Genomic DNA, 21,435 nt, shown 5'->3' with positions numbered 1-21,435 from the left:
ACTCTCAATAAATGAAAGGAGAAAAAAATGCCTACTAATAAAAAAGAAGGAATGCTTTTTACTACGTTAATGTGCTTTCTGATGGTTTTCGGAATGAGCACCTATAATTTATCATTGCATGGAGAATTTTCATTGTACGCCTTATCAAAAGGTTTGCTTCCTGGATTTATCGTTGCTTTTATTTTAGACGTTTTCATCGTTGGTGTCTTAGCTAAGAAAATCGCTTTTTCTTTACCCTTTAATAAAGAAAAACGGCTATTACTTATTTTGACCATTTCGAGTTTCATGATTATCGGCATGGTGACTTGTATGTCTTTATTTGGCTTATTAATGGAAAGCCAGACGTTGTCACTAAGTGCGTATTTCCAAGCTTGGGGCCTGAACTTTATTGTTGCCCTTCCTTATCAATTGCTGATTGTCGGTCCCTTTTCACGTATGATCTTAACCAATTACCAACAACGACAAACTTAGAAAATAGATTTCTTATCTAAGTTTTAACAGTTGCCTAAAAAAAAGTTAACCTTTTTGATTTATCTTAGTGATAGTTCATTAAAGGAGGAACTGAAGTTGAAAAAATATCGTATTAGCTTATTTCTTGGCTTGATTAGTCTTTTATTATTTATGATCTCTATTTTAGTTGGATCAACATTATCTAGCGATGGACTTTTAAAAGAACCCGCCTTTTTCTGTACGCCGCTCGGTTACTTTTTTCTCTTCATCGCCTTGCTTTCGGTTATAACAATCACATGTAAAGAACATATGAATCAAAAAGGTAAAACAAAACAACCTTAAAAAGAGCCTGACGTTTTGATACGTCCGGCTCTTTTTTTAATAAAAACATATAACTTAATTTGCAACAATATTTACTAATTTATCTGGAACAGCAATCACTTTGCGCACTGTTTTTCCTTCAATAAATTCTTTAACAGCTTCATGGTTCATTGCAATTTGTTCTAATTCTTCTTTGCTTAACCCACGAGCGACATTTTGTTTGCCACGTAATTTTCCGTTCACTTGGAAAACTACTTCCACTTCATCTTCTACTAAGGCTGCTTCATCATAGGTTGGCCAAGGGACATAAGTTAAACTTTCCTCGTTACCTAAAATTTGCCATAGTTCTTCACCAATATGTGGCGCGATTGGCGCAAGTAATTGGACAAATCCTTCCACATATTCATAAGGTAAGGCATCCACTTTATTGGCTTCATTCACAAAAACCATTAATTGAGAAATCGCTGTATTAAAGTGCAAGTTTACCATATCTTCTGTCACTTTTTTAACCGTTTGGTGATAAACTTTCGTTAAACGGCCATCATTAATTGTGGTAATTCGGTCACGCATTTTGCCTTCTTCATCAACAATCAGACGCCAAACGCGATCTAAGAATTTACGACTTCCTTCTAAGCCATTTTCATTCCAAGCAATGGAAGCATCTAATGGGCCCATGAACATTTCATAAAGACGTAACGTATCCGCACCATATTTAGCCACCACATCATCGGGATTTACAACATTGCCACGTGATTTAGACATTTTTTCGTTGTTTTCTCCTAAAATCATACCTTGGTTGTATAATTTTTGGAAAGGTTCTTTGGTAGGAACCACACCAATATCATATAAGAATTTATGCCAAAAACGAGCATAAAGTAAATGCAGCACCGCATGTTCGGCACCACCAATATAGATATCAACTGGTAACCAACGTTTTAATTTTTCAAAATCAGCAATTTCATTTTTATTATGAGGATCAATGAATCGTAAGTAATACCAAGAGCTTCCAGCCCATTGTGGCATAGTATTCGTTTCACGTTTTCCCTTCATGCCAGTTTCAGGGTCGACGACATTGACCCATTCATCAATGTTTGCTAATGGCGATTCCCCAGTTCCACTTGGGCGAATATCCGATGTTACTGGTAAACGTAGAGGTAACTCAGATTCAGGAACCGTTGTGGTTGTTCCATCTTCCCAATGGATCACAGGAATTGGTTCACCCCAGTAGCGTTGACGAGAGAATAACCAGTCACGTAAACGATAAGATACTTCTTTTTTCCCTACGTGATTTTCTTCTAGCCACTCATTCATTTTAGCGATGGCTTCTGCTTTGTTTAATCCATTTAAGAAATCAGAATTGATATGCGGTCCATCCCCTGTATAGGCTTCTGTTGTAATGTCGCCACCTGCGATTACTGGTAGGATATCAATGCCAAATGTTTTCGCAAATTCGTAATCCCGTTCATCATGCGCTGGGACCGCCATGATTGCGCCTGTGCCATAGCTTGCTAAAACATAATCGCCAATCCAAATTGGAATTTCTTGGCCATTAACTGGATTTATCGCATACGCACCTGTGAAAACACCTGTTTTTTCTTTTGCTAAATCCGTTCTATTTAAATCAGATTTTTTTGAGGTTTCTTCAATATATGCTTCTACAGCTGCTGTTTGTTCAGGTGTCGTAATTTTTTTCACTAGTTCTAGTTCAGGAGCTAGAACAGTATAGGTTGCACCAAACAAGGTATCAGGACGGGTTGTAAACACCGTGAAACTTTCTTCTGTGCCAGCGACTTTAAAGGTCACATTGGCTCCTTCAGAACGTCCAATCCAATTTCGTTGCATATCTTTAATACTTTCTGGCCAATCAACAAGCTCTAAATCTTCTAATAAGCGATCTGCATAAGCAGTAATTTTCAGCATCCATTGACGCATTGGTCGGCGAACCACATCATAACCGCCACGTTCACTTTTTCCATCAATGACTTCTTCATTTGAAATAACAGTTCCTAGTTCAGGTACCCAGTTAACCGCAACTTCTGCTTCATAAGCTAACCCTTTTTCATATAATTTTGTAAATATCCATTGTGTCCATTTATAATATTCGGGATCAGTGGTATTAATTTCGCGATTCCAATCATAGCTGAATCCTAATGAATTAATTTGGCGACGGAATGTTTCGATATTTTTCTTAGTAAATTCAGCTGGGTCATTTCCTGTATCTAACGCATATTGCTCTGCTGGCAAACCAAACGCATCCCAGCCCATTGGATGCAACACATTATAGCCTTGCGCACGTTTCATACGTGAAAGAATATCGGTTGCTGTATAGCCTTCCGGGTGACCTACGTGTAAGCCTTGTCCAGATGGATAGGGAAACATATCTAGTGCATAAAATTTTTCTTTATTTGGGTCGTCCAATGTATTGAAACAATTGTTCTTAGCCCAATATTTTTGCCATTTTTTCTCAATCTCTTTGTGATTGTAGCTCATGTTATTCCTCCTAGTAATATAAAATTTTTCATTCTTAAAATTTGCCACCTGCAGCCATTGTCACTATTCTGACTTAAACTAGCCACTTAGTGATAAAAAAAAGTCCTATAGGAAAAATTCCTATAGGACGTGAACATACAAATGCAACGTGGTACCACCTAAATTCGTCAAAGAAACGGTCAGTCACCGTCACCTTAACCTCAAACGTCTTAACGATCGTCACCGACTTTTCCTACTTGGTTTGTTCAAAAAAGTAACTTAAAGGCGAGTTCAAAAGCTTCTGTACGTATTTCCACCAGCCATACGCTCTCTATCACATGGTTCTTTCTACTATTCCTTCTCATTGTTTTTTTCTATTATAAGACTCATGTTACCAAAGATAGCTATTTTTTTCAATCTTAAATTAACCAACTTTTAAAGTTTGACCAATATAAATTGTATCCCCGCTTAAACCATTTAATTGTTTGATTTTTTGGATGCTGATTCCGTATTGCATTGATAAGCCCCAAAGTGAATCACCGCTTTTAACTGTATGGCGTTTGCCTGATGCACTATTTGTTGAAGAAGCATTGCCACCTGCAGAAGCGCCTTTTTTCACGATGATTGTTTGACCAGCAAAAATTAAATCGCCTTTGATCCCGTTCCATGAACGTAGATTAGCAACACTCACGCCAAACTGTGCAGAAATTTTATTCAACGTGTCGCCTGATTTAATCGTGTAAGATGTTGTCGCACCGCCACCATTATTCGTAGGCTTGTTCGCATTCGTTGAACCTGAGTTGGCGCCTTTTTTCACGATAATCTTTTGACCAGCAAAAATCAAACTACCGCTGATGTTATTCCAGGCTTGTAAGTTAGCCACACTAACACCGAATTGTGCAGAAATTTTGTTCAAGGTATCGCCTGATTTAATCGTGTAGTACGTATTCGTTCCTGATTGATTATTGTTAGAACCACCATTGCTTGAGCCACCGGTGTTACCTGAAGTACCTTTTTTCACAATAATTTTTTGACCAGCGAAGATTAAATCGCCAGAGATGCCGTTCCATGAGCGTAAATTAGCAACGCTCACACCATATTGGGCGGCAATTTTGTTCAAGGTATCGCCTGATTTAATTGTGTAGTACGTATTCGTTCCTGATTGATTATTGTTAGAGCCACCGTTGTTTGAGCCACCAGTGTTACCTGAAGCACCTTTTTTCACGATGAGTTTTTGACCAACGAAAATTAAATCGCCAGAGATGCCATTCCATGAGCGTAAATTAGCAACGCTCACGCCATATTGCGCGGCAATTTTATTCAAGGTATCCCCTGATTTTACAGTATAGTACGTGTTCGTTCCTGATTGATTATTGTTAGAACCACCGCTGCCTGAGCCACCAGTATTACCTGAACCTCCTTTTTTCACGATAAGTTTTTGACCAACGAAAATTAAATCACCCGAGATGCCGTTCCATGAGCGTAAATTAGCAACGCTCACACCATATTGCGCGGCAATTTTATTCAAGGTATCCCCTGATTTTACAGTATAATAGGTGTTCGTTCCTGATTGATTGTTCGAGCCGCCTGTTCCTGGATTAACTATTCCGCCCCCAGTATTTCCACCAGAAGATGGTGTATCATATTGAGTTAAGTTATATGCGGTAATGACATTATTTAATTTAGCATTGTAGCTAGGATCTGTCGCATAACGACCTGTTAACCAAGCAGTTGCATCGCGGTACGAGCTTGTATTGCTTTTCCAAGCCCCAGCATAATAGTAAACGCCCGCTTGGAAAGAAGTTGTTTTTAGCACGTGCGCATTATCTTGGAATGATTCCATGTAAGAAGGATATTTACGGAAAGGTTCTTTTTTCACTAACCATTTGCCGTTTAAATATTCCCATGTATCCATATAGACAGATTGTCCATTGTAGCTGCCTTTAATCCCAAATAAGTTATAGTTTGGTGCCTTAGATAGCGTACTTGCTCCCCAACCACTTTCAACGATTGCTTGAGCCATCATCACTGATGCATATAAATCATTCGCTTGCGCAATAGGTTGTGCACAACGAGCTAACTCGGCAATAAATTCTGAAGGACTTTGCGTCGGTGATAACGCTGAAAAAGTTTGCGCAGAAGCTACTCTAGCTTCGGGTACTTTTACTTCATCATCTGGTGTAACCGCAGGCGCTGCTTCGGACTCGGTTGTTGAAGGAGCTACTGGCGCGATTTCTGCTACTGAAGAATCAGTCGTTCCTGATTCCACAGGTGTAGTTGAATCAACTGTTGGTTGCTCGGTACTTGGTGTTGTTGGTGTTTCTTTTGATGATTCAGTTGTCGATTCAGTCGTTGTTGACGAATCCGTTGTCGGTTGTTCCGTAGTTCCTGGCGTAGTTTCTGTTGTTGGTGTCTCTACTAAGCCAGTTTCCGTAGTAGGTGCTTGGGCAACTTCCGCATTTGTTGGCTGCTCTTCTGTTGCCTCAGCAGTCACTGGTAGTAACGCAACGGGCGTTCCTACAGATGAAACAATTAACGCCGAGCTGAATAAAGTAGTGCTCTTCTTCCATTGTACTGGCGTTTTCTTTCTTTGTTGTGCTTTCCTTCTTTCGATACGTGACATTGATTCTTTCTTCATTGATACGTCCCCAACTTTCCTTTTTTAACTTATATGTAAATGTAATTTTTTAGTTTTGTTATTATAACAAGTATACCTTTTTTTCTGGCGAATTAAAAACACTTCAACAAAATTTCATATTACTGTAACTAGATTGTAAAGAAGTAATGTTTTTTAACACGGATATACTCTCTTGTTACTACTCGGAAAAAACTGCGACTTTAGTTGTAGATGCTTCTTTACCTTAGTCTGATTTTTTTAATTCCTCTTGTTATTCGCCCAAAAAGAAATTATAGTTTAAGATGAGAAATGAATCGTGTAGAAAGAGGGAGCGGAATGAATAAAGAACATTTTATTATTGAGCTGAAAATTTATTTAAAAGCATTAAATCCAAAAGATCAAGCTATTATTCTTGCGAAATACAAGGCGTTATTTGATGCTCGTGTTGCGGAAGGCGAAACAGAAGAACAAGTGGCAAAATCATTGGGGAAACCACGGGTTATCGCAGAAGAAATTTTAAAAGAACAAGGCATTGAATTGACGGAACGAAAAATTGAAAATAATGGCTGGCAAGAAATTCCAGCGGCTACACCTGCTTATGATCATCCCTATGAAGAAGAATCTGAATTTTACTATGATAATGATTCTCCATACTATCAACGACCACAGCATCGGCCACTAACCCGATTTTTCCAAGTGCTTGGTATTTTCTGTTTAAATTTTTTCTTCATGTTTTGGGTTATTTTAGGGATTGCCTTAATGTACGTCGGTTGTGGCATTGCCGGAGCTGCAACTTTATTTTCACCAATTTATGGTATTTATAGTGTTATTACCCAAGCAAATGCCGCTTCCTTTTTCCAATTATCTATGAGTCTCTTTTTATTTGGTGCATCAATCATTGGTTGGTTACTGTTTCTACCAATTTTAAAATTTTCAGCACATGTCTTTAAGCGTTATTTCCAATGGAACATTGCTGTTTTACGAGGTGATATCTAATGAAAAAAACAACAGGGATTCTCTTATCCATTGCTGTCTTAGCGATGCTAATTGGTGGATCTGGCGCCGTCTATTATTACAAGCAAGCGGAAAAATCAGTCACACCGCTAAAAGAAAGTTATACACTAAAAAATAAACAAGCAGGCGAAGAACTTCACTTATCCTTAAAAGGCAAAGGCCCTTATACCATTTATAAAACTGATAGTAACAAAATGGGGTTACGATCACCGAATAATGCCTTTTATTCAAAAGCTGAAGGCACCTTAAATGTCAAAGAAGAAAAAAATAAAATAACAGCAACCATCAATACCACTCGCACACAAAACCAACCCGAATTGTCATTCTTTAATGTTGGTATTTTTAGTGACTTCACACCGAACGTGAGTGTCCAGATTCCTAATAATGTGAAAAAGTTAGTAATTGATGGCTCAACCCATTCACAAGTTTCATTGAATGCTTTTAACGTAGACGAATTAACAACTAATCTACCAAATTCTTATGTTAGTCTATCGGGTGTTAAAGCCAAAAAAATGACGCTTAACTCTTCAGATGGTATCTACCTTTCAGCGGATACTTCCGCTAAAAAAGCAACAGTTGAAACCACTGACGGCGATATAACGTTGGATTCAGCCTATTTCGATGAAATCAAAAATACTACTACTTCTGGTGACATTCGAGTGCAAAATGCTCGTGGAAACATCCAAGCAACAACGACAGATGGCGATATTAGCGTCTATGATTTCAAAGGAGAAGCTAACTTTTCAAGTGAAAATGGTGATTTTTCTTTAGACATGCCTGCTGTGCCTAAAAAATTAACTGTCGCTCTTGTCCATGGAGATATTTATGTAAATTCTGGAGAAATTTTGCGTAACATTTCAATCAAAGGGGAATCAAAATTAGGCGATGTTCAACTTTTAAACAAAGAGCGAACATCTTATAAGAATGGTCGTTCAGATACAGAGTTTAACCTTTCTAGCGAATTCGGCGATATTACCGTTGATACTCCTGATGATGATAATCAATAAACATGCGCCATTAAAAAAAGTTCTAGCACCACAATGAAAGATTGTGCTGCCAGAACTTTTTTAATATCTGTATCCCCTCTAATCAGGCAATGAAATTATCTTTTAATTTTTTACCCTTTTGATGGTATAATACGGATTGTTGCGATTAAATTTTGAAAGGATTTTTTATGAAAAACAAACTTTATTATCAATTTGCAGGTAGTTGTTTTCTTTTAGTATTTATGTTTTTAGGCTACGTTGTTCGTTTTTATCCAACCTGGCTCAAAGGCTTTGATCAAACGATTACTTCTTTTGTTCGTCGTCCTTTTCCACAGCTAAATAACTTTTTTATTTGGTACACCAAATTTGCCAATTCATTGACGATTATCATCTTAGCAATCGTTGTCATTGCTCTGTTTATTGTTTGGAAATATTATGCTGAAGCATTATGGCTCTTTATTAATACTGCCTTAATTGCTGGCGTAGGTAATTCTTTATTAAAATTATTCTTTATGCGCCAACGTCCTACTTTGGAGCATTTAGTAACTGAACATACGTATAGTTTTCCTAGCGGACATGCTGTAGGAAGTACCTTGTTCTACGGCACTATTTTATTGATTCTGCCAATTTTCATTAAAAATAAAACGGTCCGCCTTTGTGTGCAAATTTTACTAGGTATTGGGATTTTCATGATTGGGGTTAGTCGAATCTATTTAGGTGTCCATTTCCCTAGCGATATCTTAGGTGGTTTTTGTCTTGGTTTAGCTTGGTTGTTATTAAGTTACCCTATTTATTTAGAAAAACGCTTTGTTTGGCGATTTCAAAGCAAACAACGCTAGAAAGAAGTCTTGATTATGCAAATTTTTCCTTATTCAGATGATCCAAATAAACGCTATCACACTTGGAACTATGCACTTCGTCAACAGTTTGGTGAAAAGATTTTTAAAGTGCCAATTGATGGTGGCTTTGATTGCCCCAATCGTGATGGGACGGTTGCCAAAGGTGGTTGTACGTTCTGTAGTGTTTCTGGCTCAGGCGACATGATTGTTGCACCTAGAGATCCCCTGCCGCTTCAATTTCAAAAAGAAATCCAATTGATGCATCAAAAATGGCCAACTGTCGATCAATACATTGTTTACTTCCAAAATTTCACCAATACACATGCGCCCGTTGACGTTATTCGTCATCGGTTTGAACAAGTAGTCAATGAAAAAGGCGTCGTTGGTTTATCCATTGGTACCCGTCCTGATTGTTTGCCTGATGAGGTAGTGAACTATTTAGCTGAATTAAATGAACGCTTTTATTTATGGGTAGAGTTGGGTTTGCAAACCACGTTTGAGGAAACTAGCGCTGCCATTAATCGCGCCCATGATTATCAAACATATCTAGATGGTGTGGCTAAATTACGGAAACACGGGATTCGGGTCTGTACACATTTAATTAACGGGCTACCTGGGGAAACACCTGCCATGATGCGCGAAAATGTGCGGCGAACTATTCAGGATTCAGATATCCAAGGGATTAAACTGCACTTACTTCATTTAATGACAAATACCAAAATGATGCGGGATTATAATGAAGGACGCTTACAATTGATGAGCAAAGAAGCCTATGTTTCAGTGATTTGTGATCAGTTAGAAATGATTCCACCCGAAATTGTTATTCATCGCTTGACAGGCGATGCTCCCTTTGAAACAATTATCGGACCGATGTGGAGCTTGAAAAAATGGGAAGTTCTCAATGCGATTGATACGGAAATGAAACGCCGCAACAGTTATCAAGGAAAATATACTGTCATTTCAGGAAAGGAAGTTTTCAATTAATGCTACAAACAGCCCTACATTTTAGTCACCAACTTTTAAAAGAAGTGGTGGAACCTGGCGACTTCGTCATTGATGCAACAATGGGAAATGGTCATGATACAGCATTCTTAGCAGAGCTGGTTGGCCCTTCTGGTGAAGTTTTCGCCTTTGATATCCAAAAAGAAGCGTTGATCAATACAGAACAAAAGTTAACAGAACTTAATTTACTCCCACAAACTACGTTATTTCCATTAGGACATGAACATCTTCATGCTGTCCTAGATGAAGAAACAGAAATCACTGCCGCTATTTTTAACTTAGGCTATTTACCTAAAAGTAATAAGGAAATTATTACAAAACCCGCTACGACTAAACAGGCGTTAGATGGGTTACTGCCTCATTTGGTAAAAGGAAGTCGCATTATTTTAGTCGTTTATTATGGCCACGAAGGTGGTTCAGAGGAACTTGATTTGGTCACTAATTACACGCAAGCCTTACCACAAGATGTTTACAGTGTCTTACGTTATGAGTTTATCAATCAAAAAAATCAGCCACCTGTTCTTTTCTGTATTGAAAAGAAATAAGAGAACATGGTCGGATTGTCTCCAGCAATCCGATCATGTTCTCTTTTATTTGTTTTGTTACTCTGTCAATTCACCATCACGAATACGAACCACTCGATCACAGTATTTCAACAAACGCTCATCATGTGTCACCATGATAATCCCTTTATCTTTCTCTTTGGCCTCTTTCGCTAGTAATTGGACAACATCAAATGCCTTTTCTGTATCTAAACTAGCCGTTGGTTCATCTGCCAAAATTACGTCTGGCTCATGATACAATGCACACGCAATGGCTACCCGTTGTCTTTCCCCACCAGAGAGATCACGAGGATAACTATTTCGTAATTCTTTTAAACCCAACGTCTCTAACAATTGCTCTTTTAATTCACTATTTTTACGTGACTTATCAACTTTTTCAATTAAGTGAAATTGATCTTCCACTGTTAAAAATGGCACCAAATTAGAGCTTTGTAAAATAAAGCCGATTTTTTGAAAACGTTGCGCCAAACGTTGCTTTTTCGTTAACTTATTTAGTGATTGCCCGCCAACAATGACTTCACCACTTGTCGGTGCCTGTAAACCAGCTGCAATCGTTAAAAAGGTACTTTTACCAGAACCAGAAGGACCAATTACTGCGACAAATTCACCTGGCTGAACCGCAAAAGATAATTCTTTTAACGCGATCACTTCTGTATGTTTTTCACCATATTTTTTATAAATATTTTTCATTTCTAAAACATTTGCCATGTCTCTAACCTCCAATCGCGATTAACGGATCAATTTTAGCAATCGTTCGAATTGAAAATGCCCCGCCAATTAATGCAGATAAAATCAATAGTACACTAAACAAAATCATGCGTGGTCCATTAGTTGCATAAGGCATCGCTTCTGGTAAAAAGAGCACGGTAATTCCCGTTAAAGCAAGACCAATCGCCACTCCTAGAACAGCCAATAAAGCGGTTTGTAGCATGACTGCCTTTGCTAAGAAACTAGTCGGCACCCCTTGAACTTTTAAGACACCGAACATTGCTGTTTTCTGTAAAGTCATCACAAAGATAAAAATACCGATAATGAACGCTGCAATCACAATTAAGAAATAAATCATGCCATCCAAGGTCAAGTTTTGAGCGCTGTATCCCGGCAGTTTTTCAATAAAATCTGAAATTGAAAGAACTTGGCTGTCTTTATTAGTCGTTTTAACTTCCGCGTTGTCCTTGCTGCGAACAATGAAACCATTAACCATTTTGGCCATTGCTGGATTGTCACCATATTTAATTGACCGCCAAGTATCCAGAGAAGTGTAAATAACTGGCACAATGTTATAGCTACTTTTAGAAATAAAGCCGACAATTTCTAATTGCTCATCATATTTCCCTGCAGTTAATTTGTCGCCAATTTTAAATCCTTGATTTTTCAATGTTTCTGAAGCAATCACTTGATTTTTATCAGTAAATGCGTTTCCTTCAATCACTTTTGGCATTAAAAAACTTTCTTTTTCAATCCCAAATAAGCTAACATTCGTTAATTCAGCCTTTTTGTCATCTGCTGGGCGGATGGCTAAAGATTGTTGACCAATCGGTGCAATTTTGCCTCCTGAAATCGTTTCTTTCACGTTTTCATCTAACACTGATACATTTAAATTACTATTGGCCTCTTTTGATAAAACCACTTGATTCGCTTGCCATTGATCTACGGCTAAACGATTTCCTTGAGCTAAACCGTTCGCTAAACCTGACAAAATAAAAATTAACCAAGCAATCAAGACCATTACTAAAACTACAAGGACGTACCGTCCTTTTGAATACTTCATTTCATTAAATCCTAAAAACATGAATGGTTCACCTCTTTCTTCTTTTCGAAATAAACTATATCACTTATCAATCGATAAATCAATAATTATTTATCGATTGATAAGTGAATTTTACAAAAAAATAGAGAAGTCTGTTTTTCAACAGGGCTTCTCTATTTTTTATTTGTGACTTTTCAGAACGCCATGTAGCATAAATTGAATGAATTTTTTGACATCGTCATCCACTGTTTTTCGCTGGTACGTTTTTTCAATACTTAATAATGCACTAACGTTATATAAAATAAACCGAGTTGCATCATCTACACTGATGCCCTCTTGTAAGCAATTGGTTTCAGGTTCACTTTCAAAAATAGCCGCAATATTATTGATATAGGTTTTTTTGAAAATTTGATACAGCGTACGATTGTAATCAGGGCCCATTTCTTGAAACATATCGTTCAACATTAAGAAAAGATTGGTCGGATGTTCATCTAACAAAACTTTGATTAATTGATAAAGTTTTTCTTCTACTGATGCATTTCCAGAAACAATTGGGACTAATTCTTCCTGAACACGGGACGTTAATTCTTCAATCACAGCTAAATACAGTTCTTTTTTATTTTTAAAATGGTGATAGAGATTCGGTTGGGTAATGTTCGCTTTTAAAGCAATTTCACGAGTGGAGGTATTTTTGAACCCCTTTGTCATGAATAATTCAGAAGCGACAGACAAAATAATTTGCCGTGTACGTTCTAAATCAGCTTTGCGTTTATTTGGCTTTTCCATGGTTTTCTCGCCCCCTGCTGCTTTTTATTTTAGCATATTCTCCGGCAAGAAACGAGAGACCTTTATACAAAAAACGAAAAATATACAATTAATGTGCCTGCTATTTGGAGAAGAATCGCGCAATAATACCACCGCTGCAAATGTATCAGCCAGCCTTTTTCGCCCCCAAGATAAATCAACCACTGCAGTCCAGATAAAAAACTATTAGCCAACAACCAAAAAAGCAGTGCCGATTTTGTCCATCGATTCTCTCTGAATACACTCAGTACAAATAAAGTATTTAGCACCAAAAACGTGCGCCGTAATTGCCGTACATTCCTCATTTTTTCCATTGACATTTCTCCTTTTTCTATTTAGCATAGCAAAAAAAGAAGCAAATGAGAATGACTCATTTTGCTTCTTTTTCAACTTATTCAAAAACAAATTGATTTTTATAAAGTTCCGCATAGAATCCATCTTGTTCAACTAGTTCATGGTGGTTGCCTTCTTCAATGACTTCACCGTCTCGTAAAACAATAATCCGATCCGCATTTAGAATCGTTTTCAAACGATGGGCAATCACAAAACTGGTGCGCCCTTTAATTGCTTCGTCCATCGCTTTTTGGATTTTAGCTTCTGTTACTGTATCAACATTACTTGTTGCTTCATCCAAAATTAATAATTCTGGATTGGTAATAATCGTTCGTGCAATACTTACTAATTGCTTTTGCCCCGTACTGAAAAGGTTATTCTCTTCCGTAATCTCAGTATCGTAGCCTTGCTCAAGATTTACAATAAATTCATGGATATTCGCTTGTTTCGCTGCTTGAACAATTTCTTCATCCGTGGCCTCTGGCTTACCAAAAGCAATATTCTCACGAATTGTTCCTGAAAATAGAACGGACTCTTGCAAAACAATGCCTACATGTGAACGCAAGCTATCTAAATCCATTTCACGAATGTCCACACCATCAAACGTCACGGCGCCTTCATTCACATCATAAAAGCGATTCATTAAATTCATAATCGTTGTTTTTCCTGAGCCTGTCGGTCCGACTAAAGCGACCATTTCACCTTTATCCACATGAATAGAAACATCTTTCAACACAGGCGTTTCTGGATTATAGCCAAAAACAACATGATTTAAAGCCACAGCTTTGTTAATCTCTTCTAATTTTCCGCCATTTTCGGGACGAATTTCATCTGGTTCATCAAACATCTCATTTAAACGACGAGCGCCTGTAACAGCTAATTGAATCATGCTATAACCTGAAGAAATTTGCATTAATGGTTGATAATATTGTTGGGAATATTGGACAAACATAACGACTAAACCTAGCGCAGCGGCACGATCAACAGAGCCATTGATTGCTAACCAACCACCAAAGAAAATAACAATCGCCGTATTGACTAATGACATTCCTTGCATCATTGGGAAAAGTAATCCTGAATACACTTGACCTTTATACGTAGCTGCACGAACTTTTTCATTTTGCTCTAAAAAGCCGTCAATGGTTTCTTCTTGTAAGCCATTAGTGATAATCACACGTTGCCCACTAATTTTTTCATCCATATAGCCATTTAATTTACCCACTTCATCTTGCTGTAAATCGACATATTTGCGCGCCTTGCTAATCACAAAGACCGCAATTAAAATCGCAATCGGCGTAGAAGCAATTGTGGCCCATGCTAGTTCCACATTTTGACGGAACATCATGATTAAGACACCAACCAATAAGGCAATATTGGTTAATACTTGTAGCAACGCTTGGTTTAAACTGTTTTGGATGTTGTCTAAATCACTAGTAAAACGACTTAAAATTTCACCATCTTGATGAGAATCAAAGAAACGAATCGTCAATTTTTCTAATTTATTAAACAAACCAATCCGCATGCGGTTTGTCGATTTCCCCACGACTTGTGTAAAGAGAATACTATAAATGAAACTAGCGGCACTAGTTAAGACATAAAAAATGAGTAGTTTCCAAATGACAGAAACGAACGCACTTTTATCGTCTTTTCCTTGCATCACATTAACCGCATATTTCGCTAATTCCTGAATAGCTTCCCCAACGAATTGCGGCGCTTTGACTTGTAAATAAGTCGCTGCGAAAATTGCTAAGAAAATAAAGAGGAAAGAAACTTTGTAACGTTTTAAATAATGATAGAAAAATTTACTAGCTTTTATTAAATCAGTCATTAAGCTTCCTCCTTTCCTTTTTGAGTTTCGTAAATTTCTTGATACACGGGGTTCGTAGCTGCTAATTCTTCATGCGTGCCTTCCCCGACTAAACGTCCATTATCCAATACTAAAATACGATCTGCATGGACAACAGAAGAAATTTTTTGGGCAATAACGATCGTGGTAGTCTCTTTTAACTCTTTATCCAACGCTTCTCGGACTAACCGCTCCGAACGAGCATCCAACGCGCTGGTGCTATCATCTAAAATCAAAATTTTAGGTTCACCAATCACACCTCTTGTAATTGATAACCGTTGTTTTTGTCCACCAGAAAAGTTATTACTCCGTTCTTCGACGGGTGCATCATAACCTTCTGCTAATTTTTCAATAAATTCCTTGGCTTGGGCGATGCCTGAAGCCCGTTCCATGTCCGCTTCAGAAGCGTCACGTTTACCATGGCGTAGATTTTGCGCAATCGTTCCAGAGAACAGGATTGCTTTTTGCAACACAAAGGAAACTGTTTTTCGTAAACTGTGTTCGTTCACTTCTCGTAAATCGACACCACCAACTTCAATCTTTCCTTCTGTCGGATCAAACAAACGTGGAATTAATTGTGCCAATGTAGATTTACCAGCGCCAGTTGCGCCCACAATCCCAATCATTTCACCTGGCTGAATAGAGAAAGAGATGTCTTTCAAGGTATCTTCTTCATCCCCAGGATAACGGAAAGATACGTGATCAAACTCAACACTACCAATTAACTCTTGTTCTGGGACTTTTTTGTAGGTAACATCTGGTTCTGTTTCCATCACTTCTTTAATCCGCTTAATGGAAACAGCGGCACGAGAAGTCATCATCATCATCATTCCGCCGATAATAATCGCCATCATGATTTGCATTAAATAGTTCATAAAGGAAGCGACACCACCGATTAAAGTTGGATCATCCTTGACTAAGTTACTCACAAAGAAAATCGAGCCTACAACGGCTAAGTTCGCAACCAACATAAACGCTGGAATCATCACAGCAAATAAGCTACCTACGATTAAGTTATGGGTGGTTAATTCTTCACTCACTTTTGTAAAACGTGACAGTTGATTTTTTTCTTGAACAAATGATTTGACGACACGAATGCCTAACAAATTTTCTTTTGCAATACCATTAATCTTATCAATCAAGTTTTGAATAATCATGAAATGCTTGCCCATTTGCGAAAAGGACAGCATAGAAATCAAAATAACTGCGATGACAAGTGCAACAATCACCCACCATAGTTGTGGCAAGGTTAGCATCGCTAAAATAAAACTCCCGATAAATAAAAAAGGAATTCTAAAAAGTGTCTGCAACGCAATCATAATGACATTTTGAATTTGAGTAACGTCATTTGTTAAACGAACAACTAAGTTACCTGCTGAAAATTTTTCGATATTGCCAAATGAAAAGGTTTGGATTTTGCGGAAAGTTGCTTCACGAATGTCAGCACTGACACCTTGGGCAACTTTGGCAGAAAAAATTGTATTAATAACCCCTGCAACGAGTCCTAATCCTGCAATGGCAATTAATTGAATCCCTAAGTTTTTCATTTTGTCGCTATCGTCATTCATAATTGCTTCCAACACTTGTTGTAACAATTTTGGTTGCCAAAGTGCTGAGACAACCATTACGATCACCGCCAACAAGGCAATAACTACCGAGCCTTTGTATTTTTTGGCGTGTTGAATAATAAGGTCCATCTTATCCCTACTTTCTTAAAATAGTTCCCTGCTTCTTCAGTGTTGGTCTGCGAATTCTTCCCCATTACAAAAAAATCAATTTGCTCATTGACTTCACCAATTTAACACTGTAAAATAAGGCCGATTCATAATTTACCATTTTTAGTGGTAAAATACAAGCGAACAAGTTAATTTTTCACAAGTTTTTCCTATCATAAAGTGTACCTTCTTTTTGATAAACTTACGAAGATAACGTTTAATAGGAGCTAAAATCATGGAACCGAAATTATCAAAAGACACGATTATTGCAGCCGCATTTTCTTTGTTAGAAAAAAGTCCCACTTTAGAACAACTTTCTATGCGTAAAGTCGCCAAACAGCTTGGTGTACAGGCGCCCGCAATTTATTGGTATTTTAAAAATAAGCAAGCCTTACTTCAAAGTATGGCTGAAGCGATTGAAGAGCACTTTCAAGAACCTGCATTATGTGGTGAATGGTATTCTGACTTACTAGCCTTCATGGAAAACTATTATGATCTCTATCAACAATTTCCCTGTGCCGTAGCTATCGAAATCCAAACCGTCCCTGCCTATCCCCAACGATTACGCCATTTGAATCAAATGATGGGCATTTTAAGAGAAGCAGGTTTTTCACCAGAAATGACTCATTTAGCAGTAACGTCTTTACAACATCTTTTATTTGGGATGATTATGGACGCAACGGAGGAAAAACAGCTCGTTTCGCAAGTATTGAACGGAGATGACTATTTAAAAGAACAAGTGCTGCACATGAAACAATATGTCTCCGACAATGAGTTAACGTACATGGAGGAAAGCATTCAATTTCGACACTCCATCCACCAAAAATCCGCCTTTATTCAAGCCGTTAAAACCTACTTAGATGGGTTGCAAGCAGACAACACATCTTCATCTAAATAAAAAAAGCCCTTGGTCCGTCAGTCATTTCGACTGACGGACCAAGGGTTAACTTTTAAAATAAATAGCGAAAACTACTTTCTCTATTTTGGTATTGGTAGCCAAGCCAAGGCTTTTTGAATCCATTCATCCCAGAACACCCAGTCATGTTCTCCTGGTCCAGTTTCAAAAGTGTAACTTGCCTGTGCCTGTTCCAACGCTTGAGCCATCTGTTGATTAGCAGAAAGTAACATATCTTGTTCCCCACAACAAAGGTAAAATTGGGGCATTTCTGTTTGGCTTTCTACTAATTGTTGTAATAAATACAGCGGATCGTGAATGGAACCTTCAATTTGATCTAACGGGCCAAAAATACCTTCCCAATAGCTTCGCTTACGGACTTTTAATAATTCCCCAAAACTAGTGGATGATAAACTGACTGCCCCAGACAAAGAAGCAACGGCTGCAAAAGATTCTGGTTTCGCTAATCCTAATTTCAAGGCGCCATAACCACCCATTGACAAACCAGCGGCAAAGGTTTTTTCTCGTTTTGTACTTAACTGTGGAAAGAGTTGATGACAAATTCTCGGTAATTCTTCTGAGATAAACGTCCAATAGTTCATATCGTATTGCGTGTCCGTATACCAAGCTAAATCCGTGGACGGCATAATGACAGCAATCCCCAAATCAGCGACATACCGCTCAATAGAGGTTCTGCGAGCCCAGACGCTGTGATTTCCTCCCATCCCATGTAATAAATACAACACGGGAATATCTGTTAATGCTGCTTGGGTACTTGTGCCCACTTTTTTTACCGTTTCTTGTGGTAAAATTACGTTCACATTCACTTCCATTTCCAATACATTTGAATAAATATTTGCTTGTAAAAAGGCCATCTACTTTTCCCTCCAATACTCTTTCTATTAGTGTACCACTAAACCTTCGCTCGTTGCGCTTTTGCGAAAATATTTAACAAAAGAGCGACAACAACTAAGCCCGCACCGACTAAGTAAACATTATGCAGACCTGCATAGAGGATACCGCGTAATGGTTTTAACAACGCAGCTGGAATTAAATTTGCAGTATGTGGATTCACTAATTGATTCATGACATCTGCATCGACGTTTAACGCGCTCGCTTCCAATTTCGCAAACATTCCTGCATTTAAAATCACACCAAAAATTGACACCATCACAGTCTGCCCAATTGTACGCACCAACGTATTAAACGATGTTGCAACCCCCATTTTTTCAGGCTCCACTGTACTTTGTGCTGTCACCGTAGTCGTTGTGATAGTAATCCCAAAACCAACTCCTAAGACAGAAGACACTACAAAGAAAAGCCAAAACGGAACGGCCATTGGCATTACCACTAAAAAGATGGCCCCGACTAATAGAATCGATAACCCAATCGTTAAGACTTTTTTCATAGCATATTTTTCCATAAAGCTACTTGCTATAAATGATCCAGCCATCCAAAGTAACGACATAGGCGCTAAAACTAAGCCACCAATTCCTGCACTTTTTCCTAAGACACCTTGCATCCACATCGGAATGTAGACATCAATCCCCATTAAGAAACCGCTAATAAGCGCTGCAATAAGATTTACTAAAACAAACGTTGGTTGATTAAATAAATGCAAATCAATCACTGGGTCTTGCGCGCGTTTTTCTATCATCACAAACGCTACAAAAAAGAGCACACTCAAACTCAAACAACCAAATGTTACTAATGTAAAACCATTATCGCTAATCATTTGAAAACCTAGCAATAACGTTAGCAGCACTGCCATCAAAGTAACGCTGCCCAAAATATCCATTGGCATCTTGGTCCGTTCCCGCTTTGGTTCAACTAAGAAAATACTAATCAAGCCCAATAAAACAAGTCCAATAGGAACATTAATGAAGAAAATCCAATGCCAACCGACTGTATCTACAATAAAACCACCTGCTAACGGACCAAAAATACTAGCAATTCCCCAGGCGGCACTGTTTAAACCTAAAATTTTCGCTCGCTTGTCCAATGTATACATATCGGCAATAATCGTTAATGCAACTGGTAAAATTGCGCCTGCCCCCACACCTTGAATTGCGCGGGCAATAATTAAAGTCAACATATCTTGAGCAAAGCCACACAACGAGGAGCCCAAAATAAAAATGATAATGCCAATCATGAAGACAGGTTTACGACCAATTTTATCCGCAAGTTTCCCATAAATCGGTGTTAACATCGCATTCGTTAATAAATAAATTGAAAATACCCAGTTCATAATTTCCATGCCATGTAACGAGCCGACAATCGTTGGCATCGCAGTAGACACAATGGTCCCTTCAATGGCTGTCATAAATGTTGCCACAAAAACACTCACCGTGACTAACTTAACATTTGTTTCTTTTGCCATTTGTTCACATCCTTTTCTATTCAATTGTCAATTTTCTAAATTGCTCCATAGCTATTCTATACAAAAAAGAACAAAATGTCTTAAAAAAATGCTTTTTCATAAAAAAATTATTACAAAAAAAACAAGAAGTCAGCCAAGTATTGGCTGACTTCTTGTTTTTTTTATTTAATTATTCAGCTAAACTAGCTTTTAACGCTTCAACTTTATCTGTTTGTTCCCACGGTAAATCAATATCTGTTCGACCAAAATGACCATAAGCCGCAGTTTGTTTATAAATTGGGCGACGTAAATCTAGCATTTCAATAATACCTGCTGGACGTAAATCAAAGTTTTTACGAACTGCTTCGATTAATTTACTTTCTGGAAGATCACTCGTACCAAACGTATTAATAGAAATAGACACTGGTTGCGCCACACCAATTGCATAAGCTAATTGGACTTCTACTTTTTTCGCCAAACCAGCAGCAACAATGTTTTTCGCGATATAACGCGCAGCATAACTAGCAGAGCGGTCAACTTTGGTTGCATCTTTTCCAGAAAAAGCACCGCCGCCATGACGAGCATAACCGCCATAAGTATCAACGATAATTTTACGACCAGTTAAGCCGGCATCTCCTTGAGGGCCACCGATTACAAAGCGACCAGTTGGGTTGATAAAGTATTTTGTTTCATCATCTAAAAGTTCATGAGGGATCACCTCATTGATTACTTGTTCTTTAATGTCTTTTTCGATTTGTTCTAAGGTTGTTTCATCATCATGTTGTGTACTGATGACAATCGTATCCACACGTTGTGGTTGACCTTGATCATCATATTCCACTGTTACTTGAGATTTTGCATCAGGACGTAAGTAAGGTAAGACTTTTTCCTTCCGCAATTCTGCTAAACGGCGAACCAAACGATGACTTAACGCGATCGGTAATGGCATTAATTCTGGTGTTTCGTCAACGGCAAAACCAAACATTAAGCCTTGGTCACCAGCGCCAATATCGTCTTTTTCATCTTGATCACGCACTTCTAAGGCTGCGTCAACCCCTTGAGCGATATCAGGTGATTGCTCATCGATTGCTACAAGAACTGCGACAGTCTCTCCATCAAATCCATATTTTGCTCGTGTATAACCAATATCTTTCACAGTTTGACGAACAATTTTTTGGATATCTACATAAGCTGTTGTAGAAATTTCTCCAAATACTAGGACTAAACCAGTTGTTACGGATGTTTCACATGCCACGCGGGCCATCGGATCTTTCTCCAAAATCGCATCTAAAATTGCATCACTGACTTGGTCAGCTACCTTATCTGGATGTCCTTCTGAAACGGATTCTGATGTAAATAAATGTCTCTCTGTCATAATGTTATTCCCCCTAAATAGTTTCGGTTACAAGGCATCTTTAATAAGTAACGACAATTACTTGCTAAATCCTTTCGGGAACTTGTAACAAAAACAG

At 38.0% G+C, this 21,435-nt stretch carries 18 protein-coding genes, 1 riboswitch and 1 other annotated feature; of the genes, 8 read left to right on the top strand and 10 right to left on the bottom strand.

Annotated elements, in window-relative coordinates:
• Nucleotides 1-27 precede the first annotated feature (27 nt).
• Together IGK72_RS03215 and IGK72_RS03210 are read left to right on the top strand one after the other, a co-directional pair.
• Entirely contained in the window at nt 28-471 is a 444-nt protein-coding gene (locus IGK72_RS03215) for a hypothetical protein (protein WP_023894727.1), read from the top strand.
• Between the two features lie 96 nt (nt 472-567).
• The gene (locus IGK72_RS03210) at nt 568-792 is read left to right on the top strand and encodes a DUF3955 domain-containing protein (RefSeq protein ID WP_002383054.1); all 225 of its coding nucleotides are present in this window, start codon (nt 568-570) and stop codon (nt 790-792) included.
• A gap of 54 nt (nt 793-846) precedes the next feature.
• Here the strand turns inward: IGK72_RS03210 and leuS are convergent, their stop codons facing one another.
• Together leuS and IGK72_RS03200 are read right to left on the bottom strand one after the other, a co-directional pair.
• Nucleotides 847-3,261: a leucine--tRNA ligase gene (gene leuS, locus IGK72_RS03205; RefSeq protein WP_023894728.1), complete on the bottom strand. Its 2,415-nt coding sequence runs from the start codon at nt 3,259-3,261 to the stop codon at nt 847-849.
• A gap of 120 nt (nt 3,262-3,381) precedes the next feature.
• Nucleotides 3,382-3,614, bottom strand: a binding site (T-box leader).
• Nucleotides 3,615-3,664: 50 nt separating this feature from the next.
• Entirely contained in the window at nt 3,665-5,878 is a 2,214-nt protein-coding gene (locus IGK72_RS03200; protein ID WP_070416152.1) for an autolysin, read from the bottom strand.
• A 315-nt stretch (nt 5,879-6,193) separates the two neighbouring features.
• Here IGK72_RS03200 and IGK72_RS03195 point away from each other — a divergent pair, with 315 nt between their 5' ends.
• From IGK72_RS03195 to IGK72_RS03175, 5 genes are all read left to right on the top strand, one after another.
• Nucleotides 6,194-6,853, top strand: coding sequence for a DUF1700 domain-containing protein (locus tag IGK72_RS03195; protein ID WP_002381265.1), 660 nt, complete (start codon nt 6,194-6,196; stop codon nt 6,851-6,853).
• Nucleotides 6,853-7,878 (top strand): DUF4097 family beta strand repeat-containing protein, encoded by a 1,026-nt coding sequence (locus tag IGK72_RS03190; protein WP_070416153.1) that lies wholly within the window; start codon nt 6,853-6,855, stop codon nt 7,876-7,878. Before IGK72_RS03195 ends, IGK72_RS03190 begins: the two co-directional genes overlap by 1 nt.
• 167 nt (nt 7,879-8,045) lie before the next feature.
• Nucleotides 8,046-8,696, top strand: coding sequence for a phosphatase PAP2 family protein (locus IGK72_RS03185; RefSeq protein ID WP_002355669.1), 651 nt, complete (start codon nt 8,046-8,048; stop codon nt 8,694-8,696).
• A 15-nt stretch (nt 8,697-8,711) separates the two neighbouring features.
• Complete coding sequence (locus IGK72_RS03180; protein WP_070416154.1) at nt 8,712-9,680, top strand: TIGR01212 family radical SAM protein; 969 nt, start codon at nt 8,712-8,714, stop codon at nt 9,678-9,680.
• Entirely contained in the window at nt 9,680-10,243 is a 564-nt protein-coding gene (locus IGK72_RS03175) for a class I SAM-dependent methyltransferase (RefSeq protein WP_002355667.1), read from the top strand. The genes IGK72_RS03180 and IGK72_RS03175 overlap by 1 nt, the downstream gene beginning before the upstream one ends.
• Nucleotides 10,244-10,300: 57 nt before the next feature.
• Here the strand turns inward: IGK72_RS03175 and IGK72_RS03170 are convergent, their stop codons facing one another.
• The 5 genes from IGK72_RS03170 to erfC form a co-directional block, all read right to left on the bottom strand.
• Nucleotides 10,301-10,969, bottom strand: a complete 669-nt coding sequence (locus IGK72_RS03170) for an ABC transporter ATP-binding protein (protein ID WP_002363221.1) — start codon at nt 10,967-10,969, stop codon at nt 10,301-10,303.
• A gap of 4 nt (nt 10,970-10,973) precedes the next feature.
• Nucleotides 10,974-12,053 carry an ABC transporter permease gene (locus IGK72_RS03165; RefSeq protein WP_002355665.1) on the bottom strand — a complete coding sequence of 360 codons (1,080 nt, stop codon included), beginning with the start codon at nt 12,051-12,053 and terminating at the stop codon, nt 10,974-10,976.
• 138 nt (nt 12,054-12,191) lie between these two features.
• On the bottom strand, nt 12,192-12,797 hold the full coding sequence (locus IGK72_RS03160) for a TetR/AcrR family transcriptional regulator (protein WP_002355664.1): 606 nt from the start codon (nt 12,795-12,797) through the stop codon (nt 12,192-12,194).
• Between the two features lie 409 nt (nt 12,798-13,206).
• On the bottom strand, nt 13,207-14,976 hold the full coding sequence (erfD, locus tag IGK72_RS03155; protein WP_002355663.1) for a multidrug ABC transporter ATP-binding protein/permease ErfD: 1,770 nt from the start codon (nt 14,974-14,976) through the stop codon (nt 13,207-13,209).
• A complete protein-coding gene (gene erfC, locus IGK72_RS03150) occupies nt 14,976-16,691 on the bottom strand; it encodes a multidrug ABC transporter ATP-binding protein/permease ErfC (RefSeq protein WP_002355662.1) in 1,716 nt (571 codons plus the stop codon). Before erfC ends, erfD begins: the two co-directional genes overlap by 1 nt.
• Before the next feature lie 253 nt (nt 16,692-16,944).
• Between erfC and IGK72_RS03145 the strand changes: the two genes are divergently transcribed.
• Nucleotides 16,945-17,607, top strand: coding sequence for a TetR/AcrR family transcriptional regulator (locus IGK72_RS03145; protein WP_002358755.1), 663 nt, complete (start codon nt 16,945-16,947; stop codon nt 17,605-17,607).
• Between the two features lie 80 nt (nt 17,608-17,687).
• Here the strand turns inward: IGK72_RS03145 and IGK72_RS03140 are convergent, their stop codons facing one another.
• The 3 genes from IGK72_RS03140 to metK form a co-directional block, all read right to left on the bottom strand.
• On the bottom strand, nt 17,688-18,479 hold the full coding sequence (locus IGK72_RS03140; protein WP_002366213.1) for an alpha/beta hydrolase: 792 nt from the start codon (nt 18,477-18,479) through the stop codon (nt 17,688-17,690).
• Between the two features lie 38 nt (nt 18,480-18,517).
• Complete coding sequence (locus IGK72_RS03135) at nt 18,518-19,984, bottom strand: MDR family MFS transporter (protein ID WP_002355658.1); 1,467 nt, start codon at nt 19,982-19,984, stop codon at nt 18,518-18,520.
• Between the two features lie 169 nt (nt 19,985-20,153).
• Complete coding sequence (gene metK, locus IGK72_RS03130) at nt 20,154-21,338, bottom strand: methionine adenosyltransferase (protein ID WP_002355656.1); 1,185 nt, start codon at nt 21,336-21,338, stop codon at nt 20,154-20,156.
• Nucleotides 21,336-21,431: riboswitch (SMK box riboswitch) on the bottom strand. It overlaps the preceding gene by 3 nt.
• Nucleotides 21,432-21,435 lie beyond the last annotated feature (4 nt).

It is taken from the genome of Enterococcus sp. DIV0183 (assembly GCF_050541505.1).
In the GTDB taxonomy this organism is placed as follows: domain Bacteria; phylum Bacillota; class Bacilli; order Lactobacillales; family Enterococcaceae; genus Enterococcus; species Enterococcus faecalis.
This window is presented reverse-complemented; position numbering and strand designations above follow the sequence as displayed.